The organism is Neisseria sicca, assembly GCF_014054945.1.
GTDB lineage: Bacteria > Pseudomonadota > Gammaproteobacteria > Burkholderiales > Neisseriaceae > Neisseria > Neisseria sicca.
Genome location: NZ_CP059566.1, coordinates 415,054 through 437,147 on the forward strand (window position 1 = coordinate 415,054; position 22,094 = coordinate 437,147).

The window sequence follows — 22,094 nt, forward strand, 5'->3', positions numbered from 1 at the left end:
CATGAACATAGAAAAAATGAAACGCGCTTGGTATCCGTTGATACCGAGCAAGCAGCTGAAAGACAAACCCGTTCATCGCGAATTGTTGGGACAGCAGCTGGTATTGGTAAGGCTGAACGGACAAGCAGCCTGTATGGATGATTGCTGTCCGCATCGGCATGTGCCGCTGAGTGCGGGCAAAATCGTTTCGGGCAAACTCCAATGTTGTTATCACGGCTGGGAGTTTGACGCGCAAGGCAAAGTTTTGACTGTTGTCGGCGGGATGTGTGCTTGTGAAGAAGCTGAGAGTGTTCCTACGTTTCCATGCCGAGAGTACGACGATTGGGTGTGGGTTTGTCTGGTTTCCGATATTCCTTTTGAACCGTATGCCGATTTTGAAGCGCCGGAAGGTTTTGAAACCGCCAACGCCGTCCGATATATGGAAGGCGATTTTATCCACGCCATCGAAAACTTCCTCGACCCAACCCATACGCGCTATATCCATGCCAAACTGCTGCGCAACAACGGCAGGCAAAGCATGCAGATCAGCCAGAGCCACCATGAACGCGGTTTCGTGACGCATTATCGTCTCAATCAACAGCAAAACGGATTGATTAACAAGCTGTTCGACAAAGGCATTACCGTTAACGATGCGGCATTTACCTTCCCGGGTTTGGTGCGTATCGATTACTTCACACCGAACAGTCATGAATATCGGATTTCCGCCTTCTTTATCCCTCAAAACAAGGGCAGTATGGGCTTAAATGTCCGAGTCCATTTCCCTAAAAGCCGCTTTCCTTTGCCCATCAAATTCCATCTGTTCCGCCCGTTTCTTGAACGTCTGATGGTTCAGGATTCCGCCATTATCAAAAGCCAATACCATCATCACAAAGAACATTATGCAAATAGGCCTTATTGCAGCACCACCAATGATTTGGTGATTGATCATTTGTTGCATCTCTTCTTGGAAAACATGCCGGAGGGCATAGACAAAACGGGAGAAATGAGTTTATAGAGAATGCGAAACCGGAGGAGGAGGGTGGTAGCCTGAGGGTCGTCTGAAAACAGTGTAAAACGGGTTTCAGACGACCCCTTCTATAAAAACTGTCAACAATCTTCATTAATATATTCTGAATGCCCGAATATTTATTTTATAAAAATCAATACTCAATCTTTTCGGTATTCGGATAATGTTAAAAGATGAAAGATTTTGTCTTGATTGAACAGGCGGTTTGCGTTATCGTTTGCATTCTTTCATTCATAAACTCTGTGTTTCATTCCAATTGATTGGACAGTCTGACTGTCGCCGTGTTCCTTCAATGCGCGTACCCTAAACCGCTGCTTGGAGGGCTTGCATTACAGGTGCTGTGGCGAGGCGGGTTGCCCCTATTGGTTTGAAGCCGTATAAAAGAGGTCATTATGCAATTATCAGGTGCACAAATCATAGTGCAAAGTCTCAAAGCCGAAGGTGTAGAGTATGTTTTCGGCTATCCGGGCGGCGCAGTCATCGAAATCTACGACGCTATTTTCCAACTCAATAAATTCAAGCACATCCTGACCCGCCACGAGCAGGCGGCGGTACACGCGGCAGATGCGTATGCGCGCGTCAGCGGCAAAGTCGGCGTCGCACTGGTTACTTCCGGTCCGGGCGTGACCAATGCGCTGACAGGCATCGCCACCGCATACAGCGATTCGATTCCGCTGGTGGTCATCAGCGGACAGGTCGGCAATTCGCTCATCGGTACGGATGCGTTTCAAGAGGTGGATACGGTCGGCATTACCCGTCCGTGCGTCAAACACAATTTCTTGGTAACCAATGTCAACGAGCTTGCCGAGACCATCAAGAAAGCATTCCAAATCGCCGCCAGCGGCCGACCCGGCCCGGTCGTAGTCGATATTCCCAAAGATGTAACGCAGGCGATGGCGAAATTCAGCTATCCGCAGGAAGACATCTTTATCCGCTCTTACCAACCTGTCGTGCAAGGCCATATCGGGCAGATTAAAAAAGCCATCCAAATGTTGGCTTCCGCCAAACGTCCGATCGTTTATTTCGGCGGCGGCGTGGTATTGGGCAATGCTTCGGAAGAGCTGACGAAGTTTGTCCGCATGACGGGCGCACCATGTACCGGCACACTGATGGGGTTGGGCGCGTACCCTTCAAGCGACCGCCAATTCTTAGGCATGCTGGGTATGCACGGCACTTACGAAGCCAACCTCGCCATGCAAAACGCGGATGTCGTGTTGGCAGTGGGCGCGCGTTTTGACGACCGTGTCGTCTCCGTTCCGTCCAAATTTTTTGAAAAAGCCAAAAAAGTCATTCATATTGATGTTGACCCGTCCAGCATCGCCAAACGCGTGAAAGTCGATATTCCGATTGTCGGCGATGTGAAAAACGTCTTGTCCGAAATGATTGCCTTGTGGGGCAAGCAGGATGCTCCTGCCGCCGACTCTTTGGACAAATGGTGGAAAAACATCGAAGAATGGCGTTCGCGCAACTGCCTGTGGTTTGACAACGACAGCGAAATCATCAAGCCTCAATATGTCGTGCAGAAACTTGCCGAAGTTACCGGCAATTCCGCCATCATCACTTCGGACGTGGGACAACACCAAATGTTCGCGGCGCAATATTATCCGTTCGAACGCCCGCGCCAATGGCTCAATTCCGGCGGCTTGGGTACGATGGGCGTAGGCCTGCCGTATGCGTTGGGTGCAAAACTCGCCGCTCCCGACCAAGACGTATTCTGCATTACGGGTGAGGGTTCGATTCAGATGAACATCCAGGAATTGTCTACCTGCTTCCAATACCATGTCCCGATTAACGTCGTTACCCTAAACAACGGCTACCTCGGCATGGTCCGCCAATGGCAGGAGCTGTATTACGGCAACCGCGAATCGGAAACCTATTTCGATTCCCTGCCCGACTTCGTCAAACTGGCGGAAGCATACGGACACATCGGCATCCGCGTGGACAAAAAATCCGATGTTGAAGGCGCGCTTTTGGAAGCAGTCAAACAAAAAGACCGTCTGGTATTTATCGACTTCTTGACCGATAAGAAACAAAACGTGCTGCCCATGGTCGGCAACGGCAAAGGTTTGGACGAAATGGTCCTGCCGCCGCATATGCGCGAAAACCCGAAAGCGTAAGGAGAACGACAATGCGACATATCTTATCTGTTCTGATGGAAAACGAATCAGGCGCGATGAGCCGCGTGGTCGGCCTCTTTTCCGCTCGCGACTACAACATCGACTCCTTGGCAGTAGCCCCGACCGAAGACAAAACCCTTTCGCGCATGACCATCGTTACCCACGGCGACGAGCAAGTCATCGAACAAATCACCAAGCAACTCAATAAATTGATTGAGGTGGTCAAAGTGGTCGATTTGAACGAAAGCCGTTTTGTCGAACGCGAATTGATGCTGGTAAAAGTCCGCGCCGTCGGCAAAGACCGCGACGAATTTTTACGCCTGACTGAAATCTACCGTGGCAGCATCATCGACGTAACCGACCGCAGCTACACCATCGAAATCACAGGCTCGACCGACAAACTCGACTCCTTCCTCGAAACCGTCGGACGCGCCCAGATTTTGGAAACCGTACGCACAGGCGCAGCCGGTATCGGTCGCGGCGAGCGTATTTTGAAAATTTAACACCGTCAGGTTTTCAGACGACCTAGGAGGTCGTCTGAAAACAGAAACGGCAGGAGAGATTGATGTCAAACATTAAAATCGTCGCGCTGGTTACCGTCAAACCCGAATACACGGAAACGCTGAAACCCTTGTTCCAAAGCCTGGTCAAAGCCAGCCGCGCGGAAGAAGGCAACATCAGCTACGATTTGCATCAGGAAATCGGCAAACCCGAACGTTTCGTCTTCGTCGAAAACTGGAAATCCCAAGCCGCCATCGACGCGCACAACGCCAGCGAACATTTCCAAGGTTTCGTCAAAGCCATCGACGGCAAAACCGACGCGCTCGAAATCGTTTTGATGGAAGAACTCTCCGTTTAACCCTTTACCCTCAATCCAACCGTCCGGCATCCTCAACATAAAGCCGGAATCCATTTTACCCAAAGGAAATCAAATGCAAGTTTATTACGATAAAGACGCCGACCTGTCCCTGATCAAAGGCAAAACCGTCGCCATCATCGGCTACGGCTCGCAAGGCCACGCCCACGCAGCCAACCTGAAAGATTCAGGCGTAAACGTAGTAGTCGGCCTGCGCCAAGGCGGCTCTTGGAAAAAAGCAGAAGCAGCCGGCTTCGAAGTATTGTCCGTAGCCGATGCCACCAAAAAAGCAGACGTAGTAATGATTCTGCTGCCCGACGAAAACCAACCCGTCGTCTATAAAAACGAAATCGAGCCTAACCTGAAACAAGGCGCGGTACTCGCTTTCGCACACGGCTTCAACGTCCACTACAACCAAATCGTACCGCGTGCCGACTTGGATGTGATTATGGTCGCCCCCAAAGGCCCCGGCCACACCGTACGCAGCGAATTCCTGAAAGGCGGCGGCGTGCCTTCCCTGATCGCCGTTTACCAAGATAAAAGCGGCAAAGCCCGTGACATCGCCCTGTCTTACGCAGCAGCCAACGGCGGCACCAAAGGCGGCGTGATTGAAACCAACTTCCGCGAAGAAACCGAAACCGACCTCTTCGGCGAACAAGCCGTATTGTGCGGCGGCGTGGTCGAACTGATCAAAACCGGCTTCGAAACCCTGACCGAAGCAGGCTACGCGCCCGAAATGGCATACTTCGAATGCCTGCACGAAATGAAGCTCATCGTTGACCTGATTTACGAAGGCGGCATCGCCAACATGAACTACTCCATTTCCAACAACGCGGAGTACGGCGAATACGTTACCGGCGTGGAAGTCATCAACGACAAATCCCGCGAAGCCATGCGCAATGCCCTCAAACGCATCCAAACCGGCGAATACGCCAAAATGTTCATCCAAGAAGGTGCCGTCAACTACGCCAGCATGACCGCCCGCCGCCGCCTGACTGCCGACCACCAAATCGAAAAAGTCGGCGCGCAACTCCGTTCCATGATGCCTTGGATTGCCAAAAACAAACTGGTCGACTTGGACAAAAACTAATTCGACTCGGTTCAGCCATAAGCAAACCTGCCCGACGATTCGGGCAGGTTTTTTGTTACGTTGAGATTTTGAAAAATCAAAAATTCCAGTGGAAGAAAGGTCGTCTGAAAGACGAATTGACGATTTCAGACGACCCTTTGCTTGATTTGGAAGTTATAGTGGATTAAATTTAAATCAGGACAAGGCGACGAAGCCGTAAACAGTACAGATAGTACGGCAAGGCGAGGCAACGCCGTACTGGTTTAAAGTTAATCCAGTATATAGTGGCTCAGTTCAAAAGAACATAGTAACGAAGCTTTATCTGTGGTTTGTAGTGTTCTTTTTTATTTATGAATTCTAGGTCCGAAATCGGCTGTGACAAATTCTTGAACAATCATGACCGCGCAATTGTCTTTACGTTTTTTCATAAAAAGCAGTTTTGCCTTTGCCGGAGCAGGTAACGTAAGAATGGATATGTCTTTACCGTCTAAATGGCCGATAAAGCTGGGGTTGCCTGCGAACTCTTCATAGTTTGTAGGTGGTAACGGACAGCGGTTATGGTGAAGTTCAAATTCAAGCTGCTTCATCTTGCCTTTTTCAGACGACCATTCGGCAAACGAAATACTGCGGATACCGTATTGTTGATGGGGTTGTTGGTTAACATGGTATGTGCTGTTGAACTGCTTGTCGTTTTTTATCGTATGGTTAGCAGTTCGATTGATTTCATGCGCCAACTCGGGGATGTCAATACTGCGACCGATTTTATCCAAGTCAATAAAACTGCCATCGCGGGCAGCTTCTACCAAAACCTTAGACAAAGATTTATCGTACATACGCATGGTTTCCATCGTATCAGCCTTGGCGATATTGACAGATGTAAGCAATGCGCAAAATATCAAAAAATGAGATTTCATTATAAATCCTTGTTATTAAATAGAGTTTAAGAATAAAACAAAATTGTCTGCATAAAAGATGGGATATTATAAGGTATACCAATAATTTATTGAAATTTCCCCAACATTATTTTTCTTATGGATGAAAAACTTTTTGATGAATTATTTTTAAGTGCTATATAAATTTCATCATCAATTTTGTTTTGTGTTAATACCATATCTTCAATATATGGAATAATTTGTTCACAGTTGATTGAAATTAAATAGGCAGCTATCTCAATATAAATATATGATTCTACGCGAGAATGGTCTAATCTGTTCAATAGCAAAGTTTCAATCGATTTCGAGTGATAGATTTTTTCTTTTAATGCATACACAATCCAAGAGATAACTTTGGGGTGTCTGCTATTTAAATTTTTTATTAGATATTCTTCAATATAATCCCTTTTGGGAAAAAATGCAGAGCTGAACGCAGTAGCAATAACAATAGAATATCTATATATTTGCCAAATTAATTTAATTTTTTCTTCTATTACGCAGAATTCTTCCTCTCCTAAATCATAATTGTGAAACAAATGCCCTAAAGAAGATATCGCTGAGGATTTTACCTTAATGCTTTTATCGTTGTTTATAAAATCAATTAAAAGAGATAAAACCTCTTCAAGTTCAGATTTATCAAGCTTATTTTGAATTTGTCCGAGAATAAAAACAGCAAGTTCCCTATGCCGACTATACTGGCTTGTTAAGAGAACATTTTTAATGATGTCTTTGATTTCACGATACTGGAAAAATTGCAATCTTCTAGCTGCTTCGTATTGAGTTTGAGTATTAGAATTCAACAGGATATTGAGTAATTCAGTAGATGATAAATCTTTACATGCCAAATAAGCATCAAAACTCAGAGAATCTCTATTTTTCATAATAGTTTACCTTGTCTTGTTTCTAATGCAGGAGGCTATCTTGAAAAATGTGATTTGATTTCATGAGTTTTAGCGTTTATGTGGACTTCAATAATTCCATGTCCACCTCTATGATGAGGATTTAATACTTGGGGAGAGTAGGTAAAAACATAATATTTGTTTTCTGTTTTATCAATGTAAGTGCTACATGATATATTGTAGTCGGAGATGTTTAATCCTTTAGCCTCTATCTCTTTCATGGAGAGGAATAGAGGCTGGGAGTATTCTTTTTCTATCGATAGTTTTTTACCCGAATATCTGTAAATTTCAAAAGAATCAGCCATAGTATTTTGCGGTATAAAGAATATAAAGAGTAAAGTAATCAGATATTTTTTAAGATTCATTTTTAGTATTAACTCGATAGGATTTAAAATTGAAGGAACCAAGTTTCATGGTTTATAGCAAGCTGTTGGATCAGCAGATGTAGGTTGGGTCGTGACCCAACATTCAGGTTGTTGTTGGGTTTGCCAACCCAACCTACGCTTACTATTCTTACGGATATTCCCGCAGATAAACGCGCTCGCCCTTGTCGTCATAACGCTTAATCAGACGCAGGCGGCCGTTTTTATCGTATTCGCGTGCCTCGCCGAAATACACGCCGTGGCGGTGCGGCAGCGTGTATTTCAATTTGCCGTTGGGATAATAGCCTTTGACCACGCCGTGGACTTTATCGTTTTCGTCATACGGCATCACGGTTTCCAACACGCGCTGACTGCCGTCGGTATAGTGGTACACCGTATAGCCGCCGTCCGCATGGTTTTCTCTGCGCATTGTGCCACCCTGTCCGTCTGCTGTTCCGCTGTTTTGCCAACGCCGCTGCCTCAACCGTTCTTCTGCCTCGCGGCCGCGCTGTATTTGCATTTCCAGCTGTCTTTGCTGCGGTGAAACAAAGCTGCCCTCCGGCACGCAGTTCATATTGCCGTACATCTGCAGGCAATGCGCTATCCGGTTCTGTTCCTGACGGTCCGCGCGCGCATTGGCCGCCGAATCCGCCCATGCCGCCTGAAACGGCAATGCCGCCAGTATGGATAGTGCAACGGATATTTTTTTCAAAACAGATATTTTCATATAAATTCCTTAGCAGATGTAGGTTGGGTCGTGACCCAACATTCAGGTTGTTGTTGGGTTTACCAACCTAACCTACGCTTACCATGCCAACAAATAATGATTTGAGTATATTGGATTTGAAGTTAATAGAATAGTTTATAGCAAGTCATATGAAAACTCTAAATTAGCCTGCATGCGTACTACACTCTTATAACTCTTCCGAATCTGAGAGATCCTCAAATCCAACAACATCATCATCGTGGTAGTTGATTAAAATGCCGTATGGCTCGGCAATAGGGAGCTGACTTTCTCTAAATACGATATCCCAATCTTTTGTTTTTTCATGAAACATAAACTCCGGAAAAGAAATCAATTCTTTGGTTTCGTCTAATTTATCTTTGTAATGATTAAATCCAAGTTGTTTGGGTTGGGTATATAAAATATTTCTTAAGAATAGTTCAGTTTTTGCTTTGATCTGAGGAAAGTTATTCATTTTACTTTGAATAAAGTTAAAATCTATTTCCTCCAAATCAAATGGTTGACTAACTTGAATAGAGAAAGACATTTCATTAAATATACCTTGAAGAAAAGATGTGTTTGTTGTTTCTTCAGTAATAAAGGTCAATTTGCCCAGAGGGGTATGAAATTTACCCATATTAGTGTCCTATATAAGGTATTAAATATTTAGAGTAAGCAAAATAGTTATTAAAGGTCGTCTGAAAAATTTCAGACGACCTTTTCTTCAATATCCTCTAATTTGCTATCACTCTTTCTTTCAAAGTCTTCAATAATCTCTTTATAACCTTAATCTGTATCTTAATACCCTTGTGGGTTAGATGGATGAGCACCAATTTTTAAGAAACGTGATAGTTTATAAATAATAATGTAAGACATTAATTTTGGGTTATTTGATATTTTTCATTATATTGGAAAGTTCTATTGGTACGGGTATATCATGTTCACTTGAACGTGAAATTTTTAGCAAATAACTATGTAGAATAAATTCAAAATCAGAAAATATTTTTAATTTGATTAGGCAACATATTTTTAACTCTTGGATTTTTAAGTCTCGCCAATTTTGATGGCTGGATAGTTTTGAAAAGTAATTATCCGGAATTTGCTCTATCATATCAAGGCAATGATTAAATTCCTTTAAGTCATAATAAATATGTGCTAGGTAGGCTTTGGCAAACATAGCATTTTCAGAATCAGAAGTAGCCTTTTTAAAGGGAATTTTTGCTTGTTCTAAAAGGGAAATTCTATTTTTATCTTCTGATAGATTAGCTTTTAAATATAAGTTATATCCTAAAAGATATGGGTAATTATTTAAATTTAATAAATTATTTAGAAGATAATCTATAAGGATTAATTTTGTTCGATTCTCCTCAGTCAATTCGATTACCTCAGTTATTACATAAGGATTGTTAGTTGATATTGAGTCTAAAGGGGAGTCGATATATTCCAAAGCATTCATAATATTAACTTATGGTTGTACTGTTTTCTTATAGTATATTCTCTGTTAGTTATATATTTTGCTATTGAATCATTCACTTACTTTACATCGATAATTGTAGGTTAGATCCCTAAAACCGTCATTTTGTATATAACAGGTTTGTAATATATGGGTCGTCTGAAACAGTTTCAGACGACCTTTTTCTTTATTTCTCTCTATTCTTTCAGCACCCTTTCTTTCAAAGTCTTCAACACACTTTTCACCGTCTTAATCCTCATCTCCACATCCTCCATCTGAGCCGTAAACCTCAATTTATCTGCCCCGGCCAGCCGGTATTTTTTATCCGTCTGAATCAGCAGGATGATTTCTGTCGGGTCGATTTGGTGGTGTTTGCCGAAGGTAACGGTGACGGCTTCGCTGGTGGCGTCGATGGCGTCTATGCCCAATTCTTTTGCGGCAAGCCGCAGGTGGTGGCTTTCGATGAGGGTTTTGACGGGTTGTTCGGGCAGGCCGAAGCGGTCGACGAGTTCTTCGTGTATGGCGTTGATTTGCTGCACGGTTTCGCAGACGGCGAGGCGTTTGTAGAGGACGAGCCGTTCGTGGATGTCGGGGCAGTAGCTTTCGGGCAGCAGGGCGGGGCTGTGCAGTTTGATTTCGGTGGTGATACCCAACGGTGCGTCGAGGTCGGGCTGGCGGCCTTTTTTGAGGTCGCGCACGGCTTGTTTGAGCATTTCGGTGTAGAGCGTGAAGCCGACCTGCATCATTTCGCCGGATTGTCCTTCGCCGAGGATTTCGCCTGCGCCGCGGATTTCCAAATCCTGCATGGCAAGGGTGAAACCTGCGCCGAGTTCGTCTGCCGCCGCGATGGCGTCGAGGCGTTTTTCTGCGTCTTTGGTGATGTATTCGGGCGTGAGCAGGTAGGCGTAGGCTTGGTGGTGGCTGCGGCCGACGCGCCCGCGAAGCTGGTGCAGTTGCGCCAGTCCGAATTTGTCGGCGCGGTTGATGATGATGGTGTTGGCGTTGGGGATGTCGATGCCGGTTTCGATGATGGTGGAACAGAGCAATACGTTGAATCTTTGCTGCAAAAAGTCGCGCATGACTTGCTCCAGCTCGCGCTCGCGCAGTTGTCGGTGCGCCACGCCGATACGGGCTTCGGGTAACAGAGTTTCCAGACGCTCGCGCATATTCTCAATCGTATCCACTTCATTGTGCAGGAAAAACACTTGCCCGCCGCGTTTGAGTTCGCGCAATACGGCTTCGCGCACGCTGCCTTCGCTGAACGGTTTGACAAAGGTTTTGACGGCAAGGCGGCGGCTGGGCGCGGTGGTAATCAGCGAGAAGTCGCGCAGACCTTCGAGCGCCATGCTGAGGGTGCGCGGAATCGGTGTGGCGGTCATGGTGAGGATGTCGACATTGGCGCGCAGGCGTTTGAGTTGCTCTTTCTGGCGCACGCCGAAGCGGTGTTCTTCATCGATGATGACTAAACCTAAGTTTTTGAATTTGATGTCGTCCTGCACCAGTTTGTGCGTGCCGATAACGATATCGACCGTGCCGTCCGCCATTCCTTCCAGCGCGGCTTTGGTGGCTTTGCTGTTGTTGAAACGCGAAAGGCTGGCGACTTTCACGGGGAAATCGGCGAAACGGTCGGCGAAGTTTTGCGCGTGCTGCTCGACCAGAAGCGTGGTCGGGGCGAGTACGGCGACCTGTTTGCCGCCCATCACCGCCACAAACGCGGCGCGCAGGGCGACTTCGGTTTTGCCGAAACCGACATCGCCACAAACAAGGCGGTCCATCGGCTTCGCCTGCGTCAGGTCTTTAATCACGGCGACGATGGCGGCGGCCTGGTCTTCGGTTTCTTCGTAGCCGAAGCCGTCGGCAAACGCCTGATAGTCCAACTCGTTGATTTCAAACTTGTGTCCCGATTGGGCGGCGCGTTGGGCGTAGAGGTTGAGCAACTCGGCGGCGGTGTCGCGCGCCTTTTCGGCGGCTTTGCGCTTCGCCTTGTTCCACGCACCGCTGCCGAGCTTGTGCAGGGCGACGTTTTCATGCGCCTGGCCGGAGTAGCGGCTGATTAAATGCAGTTGCGAAACAGGCACATAAAGCTGCGCTTCGCCCGCGTATTCGAGCAACATCATTTCGTTGGTTTCGCCGCCCAAATCCATCGTTACCAAGCCCATATAGCGCCCGATGCCGTGTTCTTCGTGCACGACGGGGTCGCCGATATTGATTTCGGCAAGGTCGCGCAACAGGCCATCTGAAACGGCGGCGTGTTTCTTACGGCGGTTATGGACGCGCGAACGGGCGACGTATTGGTAGAGCTCGGATTCGGTGATGACGGCGATGGCACCTTGAGCGGCAACTGCTTTGCCTTCTCCCTCGGAGGCGGGAGTAGGTTGTTGTTGGCTCGGAGAGTGCAGCCCGCCCAGTTTGAACCCGTATGCCAACGGCGCAACCGTAATCATCAGTGGCTCGTGCGCCGATAAAAAGCCCTGCCAGTCGGACACAGGTTTGGCCTTCAAACCATTTTGCTGCAAGAAGCCGAGCATGGTTTCTCGCCGTCCCAGACTTTCGGCGCACAGCAAAATCCGCCCGTCAAAGGTCGTCTGAAAATCCTTCAATGCCTGCAAAGGCTCGTCGGATTGGCGGTTGACGGCAAGGTCGGGCAGGGTGTGTTCCTTGCCGGAAACATCGGGCAGCACCTGTCCGTAGTTTTTCAGACGGCCTGCGAACACATCGGCAGAGAGATACAAATGCTGTGGAAGCAAAGGCGGATAGGTTTCGTCGCCCTGCGCCATGGCATAACGTGATTTGACGTCGCTCCAAAAGCGGTTTGCCTCGGCGTGAACGTCGCCCAAAGAGACAAACAGCGCATCTTCGCCGATATAATCAAACAGCGTTTCCAGCTCGTTTTCAAAAAACAGCGGCAGGTAGTATTCCACGCCCGCGCCGAAGTGGCCGTTGCTGACGGCTTTGTACACGGCGGCATCGTTCGGATTACCATCGACTTCCTCGCGGAAGCGGCTGCGGAAGATTTTTTGCGCCTCGCTGTCGGTGGGGAACTCGTGCGCCGGCAGCAGGCGGATTTCGGAAACGGGGGAGATGGTGCGCTGCGTGTCGGTGTCAAAGGTTTTGATGCTGTCAATTTCATCGTCGAACAAATCGATACGGTAAGGCATCTCGCTGCCCATCGGGAACAAATCGACAATACCGCCGCGCACGGCAAATTCGCCTGCCGCGACAACATGGGAAACATGGTTGTAGCCCGCATCCACCAAATCGGTTTTCAGACGGCCTATATCCAGAGTCTGCCCTGTTTTCAGCCAGAACGTGCGCCCCGCCAGAAACGGCACGGGCGGCAGCTTCTGCATCGCCGTGGCAACCGGCACGAACAGCACATCCGCCGCGCCGCTCTTAATCTGCCACAACGCCGAGAGCCGCTCCGAAACCAAATCCTGATGCGGCGAAAAACGCTCGTAAGGCAGCGTTTCCCAGTCCGGCAGGAACACCGCCGTGTCGTGCGGGCGGAAAAACCGCCATGCCGTCTGAAGGCGCAACGCCTGTTCCGCATCTTGGGTCAGCACGACTTTGAGCCGCTTATGCGGCAGATAGCGCGCCAAAGCCAGCGGCAGCGAGCCTTGCGAAAGATTGAGCCAACGGGATTTTTCACGGGGTTTGGGGATAGGGTAGTTCATGGCGTAGGGACAATGGCTTGCGGCAGCCGGAAAATTTTTCGGGCTGCCGTGGTGGGTTGTAAAAGCGGGATTTTAGCAGATTACAAGCGGGTGTAAGGAGCGGGATAGTTTGGTTGGTTTTCAGACGACCTGAGATGGTTTGTGATAAGGTATAACTATTCCTATTTCTGGAATGAAGAGGTCGTTGAAAAAATGGTTTGATGGCTTTCAGACGACCTCAACCGCATCGGAGGTGCGGTATCATTGTACTTCTTTTTATTTTATGCCTGCCATCCGTGGCTAGAAGGAAAATAATGTTATTAGCCAATTTAAAAAAATCTGACACATCAGCGGAATTTATACATCAAAAATTTACAGCGGAAGAAATACAGGAATTGCTGCAATACAAACGACTCAAAGGTATCGTGTTTCGCGATTGTCCGCTAGAGGATAATGATGTCGCCCAAATTGCCAAGCTGCCCCAATTGGTGAATCTGACTTTGGATAATACTGCCATAAGTGATAAAGGATTGGCTGCATTGGCTGATGCGGGCAAGCTCATGTATTTGTGGATAACTCATGCCAAAATTGATGGAAGCGGGCTGGCAGCATTTGTAGAGAAAGGGCACAAATTGCGTTGTCTGCAGTTGGAACATACTATGTTTGACGATCAAGCATTGCAACTTGCTGCCCGAATGCCTAAATTGGATATGTTACATTTGAACCATACTCGAATCAGTGAAGCTGGATTGATGTCGGTTACAAGTAATCCGCGTTTGACGATTATCGCCAAACAGTTTTCAGACGAAATATACGCCCGATTCGAGCAGCAACAACGCGAACAGGCTAAAAAGCAGAAAACGCCCCCTGAACCGGCAGATGTAGAGGCCGCCCAAACTGCGTTGCAGGCTTTTTTTGATGCCATGACGGAATGTGAGGCTAGTTTCGTCAACTTTGATGATGACTGGACAGAACGCACGATTGCCCTGTTCCAACAATACGGCAGTGAAAAATTGCCAGAACGGCAAAGCAAGGAAGGCCGTTACCATACCAGTGGGCAGCCGGAAGGTACATATGGAAACCATGTTTTCATAGATCAGGAAAAACAGGGGCGCAAAATCTGGCTCTATACCCAAGATGATCGTCACTTCTACCGTTTTTTGATGGTTAATGAAAACGGCGAATGGAAATTGGAAAAGTCGCAAACTAAATTAGATGGTGGATGGAGTCGGAATTGGTTGTAGGACAAAGGGCAGGCAGTTGCCTATATTTTTAGCAGGCATTTCAGATTTGCGTTATACTTTTCCCTGTCTGTGTACTTTACTTATGAGAAAGGCAGCAAAATTATGATCTTAGAATTCATTAAAAAACTGTTTGGCGCAACTGGCGGCGCATCGTCTTCGCCAAAACGCGGCGGCTGGAATGAGGAAGAGGGCGTGTATTACGCCAAAGGCAGCTACGATAACGCAGTAGAGTACAACAATGAGTTGATGTGCATTGCCAATTTTATGCTCTACCATATGGAAGACATGAACCAGGCAATGGACAAACGCGATTATGCCCAAGCGGAAAATGTCCGTGTGCAGTGGATAGCCGCGATTCCCAATTACATCGCACAAGCCGATAAATTGGGTGCATACAAAGGCGATGCTTCCCTGTTGAATGCTTTGAAAAGCCATCTGCGTTTCTTTAGCGATTTGATGGAAGACGGCTATAAAAAGCTGATTCAAATCCGCGCTTCCGGCAAACACGGTTCGGAAGAAGATGAAGAGCAATTGGACGAGAACAACGAGAAAATCTTGGACAGTACCGATAAGTTCAATGAAGTGAGCGATGAGTTTTTGGAAAAATTCGAAGACGAATAAACCGTATAGGCGAATTTTGTAAAACGCTATCCTAAAACCAAAAATCCTCTAAATTCCTTACGACAGAATTTAGAGGATTTTTTTCATAAGCCGTTTTCTATAAAAACATAGAGAACCGCTGATTATCAAAAAGGTCGTCTGAAAACCGGTATGACGGGTTTCGCTACAAGTTTTCAGACGACCTCCGTTCAAACTGCTACACCCGCCAGTTTGCCGATCATGCCCGTAACCGCCAATGCCGCCACGCCCCACAGGCACACGCGCAAGACGGCGGGTGCGACGGGTGCCCCGCCGAGTTTGGCGGAGGCGTAACCCAGCGCAGCGAGTCCGCACAAAGTGGTTACCGCCAGCGTAGGGATCAGGGCGGCGGGAGCGGTCAGCGCGACCAGCAGCGGCAGTATGGCGCCGGCGCAGAACGAACCGGCGGAGGCAAGCGCGGCCTGCATGGGCTTGGCGGCGGAGGTTTCGGTGATGCCGATTTCGTCGCGTGCATGGGCGGAGAGCGCGTCGTGTTCCATCAATGCCTGTGCGACTTCGGCGGCAAGTGCGTCGGACAAACCGCGGCGGCGGTAGATTTCGGTCAGTTCTGCCAGTTCGGCATCGGGATTGGCTTCCAATTCGTGGCGTTCTTTGTGCAAATCGGCTTTTTCCGTGTCCGACTGGCTGGATACGGAAACGTATTCCCCCGCCGCCATCGAAACCGCGCCGCCGATCAGGGCGGAAACGCCGGTCAGCAGCAGGGTTTGGAAATCGGGTGCAGCGGCCGCGACGCCCGTCAGCAGCGAAGCAGTGGAAATTAGGCCGTCGTTCGCGCCCAATACGCTTGCGCGCAGCCAGTTGTTGCGGTTGCTGAAATGGCGTTCGCTGTGTTGTGAATACATGGCAGTGTTCCGGCGGTGTTTTGCGTTATGGTAGCACCGTATCGGTTTATCGGGGCGGCGTAATCATGCGTTTGCACGCTGAAAATCCGTCCACACTTGATAATCATTGTCGCTTAAACGGGTTTGTGGTATAAATCCTAGAAATTTAGCTCTAAACTCTAATAACTGCCGATTAACCGAGAATCATGATGACACACACCGAATCAAGCGCGCAGCCGTCAACTATGGACACGGCTGCTTTTTTAAAGCACATCGAATCCGCATTCCGCCGCATTTTTTCAGACGACCTCAATCTCATGCAATACCTGCCCGAAGACAAATGGCTTGCCTTGAAGCAGGCGGGTTTGCTGTTGCCCTTCCTCGACAAAAAACATGGCGGCCGCAAGGGCAGCCAGTTTGAAATCCAAGAAGTCCTGCGGATTGCGGGGCATTACGGCGTGCCCGTTACCCTGCGTACCGGCATCGAAGGTGCGCTGGTGTTGCAGCCTCTGCAAGAGTTTGGCGACGAAGCGCAAGTCGCGCAAGGTTTGGACATGGTTTTCAAAGGCGAGGGTGGTGGTTTGGGTATTACCGAACCCGAAACCTCCGGCGCGGCGATTGCCCGCGAAATGCAGTCCTACTACGAATACATCGACGAACAAACGATTTACGTCAACGCCGCGAAATATTGGCAGGGCAACTCGCAGAGCGACTTTCTCCTCGTCGCCGCCAAAGAGCGCAAAAACGGCAAACTCTCCAAAGTCATCAACCTGCTGCTCGTTCCCAAACAATACATCCGCTACGAAGCCCTCGCATCCGAAGGCCTGCGCGCCGTCCGTTACGCCGTCAACCGCATTGATGCCCAAATGCCCGCCGCCGCCATCATGAAACTCTCGCAGAGCGACGCCGCCGGTTTGCGCGCGTTCCAAAACATCTTTATCCGCAGCCGCCTGCAACTGATCGGCATGACGCACGGCATCATGGAATACATCCTTGACAACCTGAACCGATACGTCCGCCACGACATCAAATTCGTTGATTACGAACGCCGCGAAATCCAACGCCGCCATCAGGTTTCCGAGATTCTTTACCGCTACGTCTGCCATTGCGTTTCGCCCGTTGCCCCCGTCGCCCATCAGCTGATGGAGGCAAACATCATCAAAACCCTCGCCACGGAATACACTTACGCCGCCGCCCAAATGTTGCAAAAACTCTTGGGCGCGAAGGGTTTTGAACGCGGACACACCGCCAGCAATATCGCTATCGACATCCGCCCCTTCACCATCTTCGAAGGTCCGAACGATATGCTTTATGCCGAAATTTACGACCAGTTCGTCCGTGCCACCGCCGAAGAAAAAGAAGCAGGCATTAAGTTGGACAAAAACCAAACCCTGCTCAATCGTCTGCAAACCGACGCCCGCTTTGCCGCCGTTGCGCGCGACTACACTTTACCCGAAGATATCCGCAGCTTCCTGCAGGAACGCACCTTGACCGATGCCTGCGCCTTGCAAAAAGTCTTCATCGGCAAAATCATCGCCCGACTATTTGTCTTCGTACAGGCGGAACACGAAGACACCGCAGCCTTCCTGTTGAACGACATCCGCAAAGACATATTGGACTGCCGATATTGCGGTTGATGGTTTAAGGCAGAGAGGTCGTCTGAAATCGGTTTTCAGACGACCTAGGGCGGATTTTCATATTTTCAATTCAAAAGCAGCTTCGTTACGAAAATCAAATGAATCAATTGATTTAGTCATGTTCATTGACTTTCAGACGACCTCAAAGCCCATGACCCTCTCCAAACTTCCTCTTTGGCAGACTTCCGAACAAGTCTGCGACATCTTACTTGCGCTGCCGGAAAAGCAGCGCAATCGTGCGTTGTACGAACTCGTTTCCCTTTTTGATCATGAAAACCCGCAAGGTCGAACGGAAGCCGAAAGTCAGCTTGTCGCCCTGCGCCTGCTGTGGCATGACCCGCGTTTTCAAGCTTTGGAAAACATCAAACATTGGTTACGCGATGTGCTTGGGTTGGACGAGTCAAACGGTTCATGGCTTACGTTGCAGAGCGACATTGAAACGCTGATGGAAATGCTCCATCCCGAAACCTGCCGCACTTACGGAGAATACGGCGGTATGTTCAAAAGCGCGCAAACGCTCGAACCTTTTGTCGCCCGAATGTTTGAGCGCGATACCGAGGCCTCGCGCAGCATGGCTTGGGACTGTCTGTATTGGAACAAAGAGCTCCGCCGTTTACGCCCCGATTGGGATGAATGGTTGAAAGAAGAAATCCGAAATCTGCATGATAAATACGGCGAAAACAAATAGCCGCCGCAACTGATTCAGGTTGACTGAAAGGTGTTTCTGACTTTGAGCGGCTGAAAATCAAACCCGACTGTTTTTTATAGTGGATTAACTATAGTGGATTAACTTTAAATCAGGACAAGGCGACGAAGCCGCGGACAGTACAGATAGTACGGAACCGATTCACTTGGTGCTTCAGCACCTTAGAGAATCGTTCTCTTTGAGCTAAGGCGAGGTAACACCGTCCTGGTTGAAAGTTAATCCACTATAAACGGCAATTTTGTATGGGAACGAATAGCGAACAATAAAAAGGTCGTCTGAAAATTTCAGACGACCTTTTTTCATTTCATCAACAGCCTAGTGGAATCAATCCAGCTTTTTAAAGTGGCGGCGGCGTTCCAGTTCGCTCAGGTAACGCTTGCGCAGACGGATGGACTGCGGCGTGATTTCAACGAGCTCGTCATCGTCGATAAACTCGACCGCACCTTCCAGCGTCAGCTTGATCGGCGTAGTCAGGCGCACGGCTTCGTCGGTGCCGCTAGCGCGGATGTTGGTGAGTTTTTTACCTTTGAGCGGGTTGACCACCAAATCGTTGTCGCGGCTGTGGATGCCGATAATCATGCCTTCGTAGATTTTGTCGTTGGGCGATACGAACATACGGCCGCGGTCTTCCAGATTCCATAAGGCATAAGCGACGGCTTCGCCTTGCTCTTGGGAAATCAGTACGCCGTTGTGGCGGCCGGGCATATCGGGTTTCACGGGCGCGTAGTCGTCGAATACGTGGCTCATCAAGCCGACGCCGCGCGTCAGGGTCATGAATTCGCCTTGGAAACCGATTAAGCCGCGCGCGGGAATATGGTATTCGAGGCGGGTACGGCCGTTGCCGTCGCTTTCCATATTGGTCAGTTCGCCACGGCGGCGGCCGAGTTCTTCCATTACCGCGCCTTGGTTTTCGTCCGGTACGTCTACGGTCAGGTTTTCATAAGGTTCGCATTTTTGACCGTCGATGTCGCGGTACACGACGCGCGGCTTGCCGACTGCCAGTTCAAAACCTTCGCGGCGCATGTTTTCCAACAAAATGGTCAGGTGCAGTTCGCCGCGTCCGGATACGCGGAACACGTCGGCATCGGCGGTATCTTCCACGCGCAGGGCGACGTTGGTCAGCAACTCTTTTTGCAGGCGGTCGCGGATTTGGCGGCTGGTCACGAATTTGCCTTCGGTACCCGCCAGTGGGCTGGTGTTCACCATAAAGTCCATCGTCAGCGTCGGTTCGTCCACGCTCAACATCGGCAAACCTTTGGGATTGTCTTTGTCGGTAATGGTTACGCCGATACCGATGTCTTCGATACCGGAAATAATCACGATGTCGCCGGCTTCGGCTTCTTCAAGCGGTACGCGCTCCAAACCTTTGAAACCCAAAAGCTGGTTGATGCGCCCTTGGGCAATTTGCTGATCGTGGTTCATCACGGCAACGACTTGGCCGGGTTTGATACGTCCGTTCAGGATACGACCGATGCCGAGACGGCCGGTGTAGTTGTCGTAGTCGAGTTGGGAAATTTGCAGTTGCAGCGTTTCGTCCGCGCTGCCGCTCGGTGCGGGCGTGTGTTTTAAGATGGTGTCGAACAGCGGACGCATGTCGTTGCTCTCGTCGGTTTCTTCCAGTTTGGCGAAACCGGACAGGCCGGAAGCGTAGACAATCGGGAAGTCCAATTGCTCGTCGGTTGCGCCCAAGTTGTCGAAGAGTTCGAAAGTTTGGTCGATGACCCAGCTCGGACGGGCGGACGGTTTGTCGATTTTATTGATGACGACGATCGGTTTCAGTCCCAAAGCCAAGGCTTTTTTGGTAACGAAACGGGTTTGCGGCATCGGGCCTTCCTGCGCATCCACCAACAATACGACGCAGTCCACCATACCCAAAACGCGCTCCACCTCGCCGCCGAAGTCGGCGTGTCCCGGGGTATCGACGATGTTGATGTGGTAGCCTTCGTAATCGATGGCGGTGTTTTTGGCGAGGATGGTAATGCCGCGTTCTTTTTCAAGGTCGTTGCTGTCCATCACGCGTTCGTCAATCTGCTGGTTGGCGCGGAATGTACCGGATTGGCGCAGCAGTTGGTCAACTAATGTGGTTTTGCCGTGGTCGACGTGGGCGATGATGGCAATGTTGCGAATTTGTTTCATGGTGATATGTATTTCAAATGATTTTTATCAAAAAGTAACTCGCGATTATATCACGGTTCATCTTATCGGACGGAGGGGGAGTAGATTAAATTTGAATCGGTACGGCGTTTGTCCTGGTTCAACCGTCATTCACTATATGCGTACTGCGGCACAGTTTGACGATAAAAGCATTTGAGAATAATTAATAATAAAATTTGATTGGGTTTTGTAATTTATTTGCTTTTATTTATGGTTAAAAAGTGTAAATATTTTTGAATGTTGAAATGGATTCTTAATACCAATGGCAACAAATATCTATATAAAACAAGGTATTGAATTTTCAGACGACCTTTTAAGGCTTCTGTTTCTTTTGATAATTGTTTGTATTTTAAATAGAAAATTTGTCAAGCGTCAGGCTTTTTCATACAATTCAGCCATCAAGAAACAACACGCAATGTTTTTTACAGACACTTTACAATTTCAAAGAAAGAGAAAGAATTATGCAAGGCAATCAAGCTGTTATCGATTATATGAACGAACTGTTGTCCGGCGAGCTGGCTGCACGCGATCAATACTTCATCCACTCACGCCTGTACTCCGAATGGGGCTACAACAAACTGTTCGAGCGTCTGAATCATGAGATGGAAGAAGAAACCACCCACGCCGAAGACTTCATCCGCCGTATCCTGATGCTGGGCGGTACGCCTAAAATGACCCGTGCCGAACTGAACATCGGTACCGACGTGATTTCCTGCCTGAAAGCGGATTTGAACACCGAGTACGAAGTACGCGATGCGTTGAAAAAAGGCATCAAACTGTGCGAAGAAGCACAAGACTACGTTACCCGTGATTTGATGATTGCCCAGTTGAAAGACACTGAAGAAGATCACGCCCACTGGCTGGAACAACAACTGCGTCTGATCGAACTCGTCGGCGAAGGCAACTACTATCAAAGCCAACTGTAATTAAGCGTATAAGGAGCTGAAAATGAAAGGCGATCGCTTAGTTATCCGCGAGCTGAACAAAAACTTGGGCTTGCTCTTGGTTACCATCAACCAATACTTCCTGCATGCCCGCATTTTGAAAAACTGGGGCTTTGAAGAATTGGGCGAACATTTCTTCAAACAGTCCATCCGCGAAATGAAATCCGCAGACGATTTAATCGAGCGTATTTTGTTCTTGGAAGGCCTGCCTAACCTGCAAGAATTGGGCAAGCTGCTGATCGGCGAATCAACTGAGGAAATCCTGTCCTGCGATTTGACAAAAGAACAGGAAAAACACGATGCCCTCATCGCTGCCATCGCCATCGCGGAACAACAGCAAGACTACGTCAGCCGTGATTTGTTGGAAAAACAAAAAGACATCAACGAAGAACACATCGACTGGCTCGAAACCCAGCAGGAGCTGATCGGCAAAGTCGGTTTGCCGAACTACCTGCAAACAGCGGCGCAAGAGGACTAAAACACAAACCACTGCCAAATATAGCAGTCCCTGCACCCATAAACGGCATATCCTTTCGGATATGCCGTTTTTCTTTTAATATAGTGGATTAAATTTAAATCAGGACAAGGCGACAAAGCCGCAGACAGTACAGATAGTACGGAGCCGATTCACTTGGTGCTTCAGCACCTTAGAGAATCGTTCTCTTTGAGCTAAGGCGAGGCAACGCCGTACTGGTTTAAAGTTAATCCACTATACTTTGTCAGTAAAAGAGACGGTTCCCTGCTTTGTTAAGAAGTGAATATGCAGCATATGTGGTTTTAAACTGAAATAAAATCATATGAATAATAATAAGTTATAAATATTTTTGTATTATTTCCCTTGCTGCTCTTGAAATATT

General features: G+C 48.4%; 20 protein-coding genes and 1 pseudogene. 12 read left to right on the forward strand and 9 right to left on the reverse strand.

What is annotated here, in order from left to right; translation table 11 throughout:
• Position 1 precedes the first annotated feature (1 nt).
• The 6 genes and pseudogenes from H3L95_RS02070 to H3L95_RS13990 all read left to right on the forward strand — a co-directional run.
• Positions 2–994: a Rieske 2Fe-2S domain-containing protein gene (locus H3L95_RS02070; RefSeq protein ID WP_003755471.1), complete on the forward strand. Its 993-nt coding sequence runs from the start codon at positions 2–4 to the stop codon at positions 992–994.
• Positions 995–1,398: 404 nt separating this feature from the next.
• The gene (ilvB, locus tag H3L95_RS02075) at positions 1,399–3,123 is read left to right on the forward strand and encodes a biosynthetic-type acetolactate synthase large subunit (RefSeq protein ID WP_182096194.1); all 1,725 of its coding nucleotides are present in this window, start codon (positions 1,399–1,401) and stop codon (positions 3,121–3,123) included.
• 11 nt (positions 3,124–3,134) lie between these two features.
• A complete protein-coding gene (ilvN, locus tag H3L95_RS02080; RefSeq protein WP_003766119.1) occupies positions 3,135–3,626 on the forward strand; it encodes an acetolactate synthase small subunit in 492 nt (163 codons plus the stop codon).
• 62 nt (positions 3,627–3,688) lie between these two features.
• Positions 3,689–3,982: a putative quinol monooxygenase gene (locus H3L95_RS02085; protein WP_003674893.1), complete on the forward strand. Its 294-nt coding sequence runs from the start codon at positions 3,689–3,691 to the stop codon at positions 3,980–3,982.
• A 73-nt stretch (positions 3,983–4,055) separates the two neighbouring features.
• Positions 4,056–5,069, forward strand: a complete 1,014-nt coding sequence (gene ilvC / locus H3L95_RS02090) for a ketol-acid reductoisomerase (protein WP_003755457.1) — start codon at positions 4,056–4,058, stop codon at positions 5,067–5,069.
• 154 nt (positions 5,070–5,223) lie between these two features.
• A pseudogene (locus H3L95_RS13990) lies at positions 5,224–5,331 on the forward strand (IS5/IS1182 family transposase); the annotation flags it as partial.
• Positions 5,332–5,392: 61 nt separating this feature from the next.
• Here H3L95_RS13990 and H3L95_RS02095 read toward each other — a convergent pair.
• The 7 genes from H3L95_RS02095 to mfd form a co-directional block, all read right to left on the reverse strand.
• Positions 5,393–5,962: a hypothetical protein gene (locus H3L95_RS02095; RefSeq protein ID WP_003755455.1), complete on the reverse strand. Its 570-nt coding sequence runs from the start codon at positions 5,960–5,962 to the stop codon at positions 5,393–5,395.
• Positions 5,963–6,048: 86 nt separating this feature from the next.
• Entirely contained in the window at positions 6,049–6,861 is an 813-nt protein-coding gene (locus tag H3L95_RS02100) for a hypothetical protein (protein ID WP_003755453.1), read from the reverse strand.
• A 35-nt stretch (positions 6,862–6,896) separates the two neighbouring features.
• Positions 6,897–7,184, reverse strand: a complete 288-nt coding sequence (locus H3L95_RS02105; protein WP_039863163.1) for a hypothetical protein — start codon at positions 7,182–7,184, stop codon at positions 6,897–6,899.
• Positions 7,185–7,392: 208 nt separating this feature from the next.
• Complete coding sequence (locus H3L95_RS02110) at positions 7,393–7,968, reverse strand: toxin-antitoxin system YwqK family antitoxin (protein ID WP_003755449.1); 576 nt, start codon at positions 7,966–7,968, stop codon at positions 7,393–7,395.
• Positions 7,969–8,155: 187 nt separating this feature from the next.
• On the reverse strand, positions 8,156–8,602 hold the full coding sequence (locus H3L95_RS02115) for a hypothetical protein (protein ID WP_003755447.1): 447 nt from the start codon (positions 8,600–8,602) through the stop codon (positions 8,156–8,158).
• Between the two features lie 249 nt (positions 8,603–8,851).
• Positions 8,852–9,421: a hypothetical protein gene (locus H3L95_RS02120; protein WP_003755442.1), complete on the reverse strand. Its 570-nt coding sequence runs from the start codon at positions 9,419–9,421 to the stop codon at positions 8,852–8,854.
• A gap of 194 nt (positions 9,422–9,615) precedes the next feature.
• On the reverse strand, positions 9,616–13,092 hold the full coding sequence (gene mfd, locus H3L95_RS02125) for a transcription-repair coupling factor (protein WP_003755440.1): 3,477 nt from the start codon (positions 13,090–13,092) through the stop codon (positions 9,616–9,618).
• Between the two features lie 293 nt (positions 13,093–13,385).
• Between mfd and H3L95_RS02130 the strand changes: the two genes are divergently transcribed.
• Positions 13,386–14,315: an NTF2 fold immunity protein gene (locus H3L95_RS02130; RefSeq protein WP_003755439.1), complete on the forward strand. Its 930-nt coding sequence runs from the start codon at positions 13,386–13,388 to the stop codon at positions 14,313–14,315.
• A gap of 102 nt (positions 14,316–14,417) precedes the next feature.
• Positions 14,418–14,936 carry an LIC11966 family surface protein gene (locus H3L95_RS02135; RefSeq protein WP_040667872.1) on the forward strand — a complete coding sequence of 173 codons (519 nt, stop codon included), beginning with the start codon at positions 14,418–14,420 and terminating at the stop codon, positions 14,934–14,936.
• A gap of 188 nt (positions 14,937–15,124) precedes the next feature.
• Here the strand turns inward: H3L95_RS02135 and H3L95_RS02140 are convergent, their stop codons facing one another.
• Positions 15,125–15,817 carry a VIT1/CCC1 transporter family protein gene (locus H3L95_RS02140; RefSeq protein ID WP_003755431.1) on the reverse strand — a complete coding sequence of 231 codons (693 nt, stop codon included), beginning with the start codon at positions 15,815–15,817 and terminating at the stop codon, positions 15,125–15,127.
• 188 nt (positions 15,818–16,005) lie between these two features.
• Here H3L95_RS02140 and H3L95_RS02145 point away from each other — a divergent pair, with 188 nt between their 5' ends.
• Positions 16,006–17,433: an acyl-CoA dehydrogenase family protein gene (locus tag H3L95_RS02145; RefSeq protein ID WP_128887881.1), complete on the forward strand. Its 1,428-nt coding sequence runs from the start codon at positions 16,006–16,008 to the stop codon at positions 17,431–17,433.
• Positions 17,434–17,551: 118 nt separating this feature from the next.
• Positions 17,552–18,121, forward strand: a complete 570-nt coding sequence (locus H3L95_RS02150; protein WP_003755427.1) for a hypothetical protein — start codon at positions 17,552–17,554, stop codon at positions 18,119–18,121.
• A gap of 342 nt (positions 18,122–18,463) precedes the next feature.
• Here the strand turns inward: H3L95_RS02150 and typA are convergent, their stop codons facing one another.
• Positions 18,464–20,275 (reverse strand): translational GTPase TypA, encoded by a 1,812-nt coding sequence (gene typA, locus H3L95_RS02155; protein ID WP_003755419.1) that lies wholly within the window; start codon positions 20,273–20,275, stop codon positions 18,464–18,466.
• A gap of 479 nt (positions 20,276–20,754) precedes the next feature.
• On the opposite strand from typA, the gene bfr (H3L95_RS02160) reads away from it, so the two are divergent.
• Positions 20,755–21,219: a bacterioferritin gene (bfr, locus tag H3L95_RS02160; RefSeq protein ID WP_003755417.1), complete on the forward strand. Its 465-nt coding sequence runs from the start codon at positions 20,755–20,757 to the stop codon at positions 21,217–21,219.
• A gap of 22 nt (positions 21,220–21,241) precedes the next feature.
• A complete protein-coding gene (bfr, locus tag H3L95_RS02165) occupies positions 21,242–21,715 on the forward strand; it encodes a bacterioferritin (protein WP_003755415.1) in 474 nt (157 codons plus the stop codon).
• The last annotated feature ends 379 nt before the right edge of the window (positions 21,716–22,094 follow it).